Source organism: Collinsella sp. AM24-1 (assembly GCF_003470325.1).
Classification (GTDB): domain Bacteria; phylum Actinomycetota; class Coriobacteriia; order Coriobacteriales; family Coriobacteriaceae; genus Collinsella.
The window spans coordinates 1-1,299 of record NZ_QRHM01000058.1 but is presented as its reverse complement, the minus strand read 5'-3'; the positions used below and the strand labels follow the sequence as shown (position 1 = coordinate 1,299).

Annotated in this window: 1 protein-coding gene; it reads right to left on the bottom strand. The window is 68.6% G+C overall.

Annotation, left to right across the window (positions count from 1 at the left end):
• Window positions 1–29 precede the first annotated feature (29 nt).
• Window positions 30–1,299: IS3 family transposase (locus DW661_RS10020; RefSeq protein ID WP_233547502.1), on the bottom strand; the 1,270-nt coding region annotated here is incomplete at its 5' end.

Below are 1,299 nucleotides of genomic sequence, written 5' to 3'. Positions count from 1 at the left end.
GGGGGTGCGGACGATTTCTTGGACCGCGCCTAGGCGTATCCAAGCTTCCTGCGGTACTCCATCGGGCTCAGCCACTCGAGGGACTTCTTGATGCGCCCGTCCCGATAGTACACGAGGTAGGCCTCGAGCCTCCCCATGAACTCCTCGGCCGTCACGCCCTCCCAGTCCCTGTAGCGGAAGAACTCGTTCTTGAGGCGCCCGAAGAAGCCCTCGCAGGCCGAGTTGTCCGGGCTGCAGCCCTTCGCGGACATGCTCCTGACCAGGCCGTTCTCCTCGCAGATCCCGATCCACTCCGGCCAGCGGTAGTGGCCGCCCCGGTCCGAGTGGATCGTCGTGCGCGCGCCCGCCGGCCTCGCCGCGCAGGCCTTGAGCAGGCTCGAGTTCGCGAGGCGCTTGTCGGGGTGCAGCCCGATCGACCAGGCGACGGGCATCCCGTCGAAGCAGTCGATGACCGGGCTCAGGTAGACCTTCTCGCCGCCCGGGAGCCTGAACTCGGTGATGTCGGTGAGCCACAGCCGGTTGGGCTCGTCGGCGTGGAAATTCCTGTTCACGAGGTTCTCCGGCGCCTTGGAGACCTCGCCGGCGTAGGAGCTGTAGCCCCGGGCGCGCCTCTTGTTGTAGACGACCTCGAGGCCCTCCTCGCGCATCACGCGGGCCACGCGCTTCTCGCTGGCGCGGACGCCCTCGCGGCGCAGGCGCGCCCAGACGGTGCGGTACCCCCAGCACCCCGAGCCCTCGCGGAAGATGCGCACCACGCGGTCGCGTATGTCGGCGTCGCGGTCGCGCGGCGCGGCGACGCGGGGCCTCCAGTACTCATAGGAGCTCTTCGATATCCTCAAGAAACCTGTGATCGAGCGGAGGGGCAGGGCGGTCGCCCGCCTCAATCTCTCGCCGAGCTCGCACTTGCTCCTGTTCGAGATCGAAGCCGGGTCCCACCCTTCCGCTTTTAGGTCGGCCAACACCGCCCTGAGCAGCAGGTTCTCTATCTGGTCCTCGTTGAGCCCGGCGAGCGGGCCGGTCGCCGGCGGGGCGTAGATCGACTTGTCGGGGCCCAAGCTGGCCTCCTTCCGTGGCGGTTCCCTCGCCACGATTCTACAGCCCCTGCCGGTGTAGCTGCGCGGGAGGTGCCCCGTCGCCCACTTCTTGGCCGCGCTCACCGTGACCCCCGCGAACTCCGCGGCGGCAGTGGGCCCCATGCCGTCCTCCGTCGCCAGGAGGAAGAGCTCGACCTTCTCCCTGCTGTACATGCGAACCTCCAGTCCGGACCGCCCCGCGGTCCAACTTTCTGTCCGCACCCCC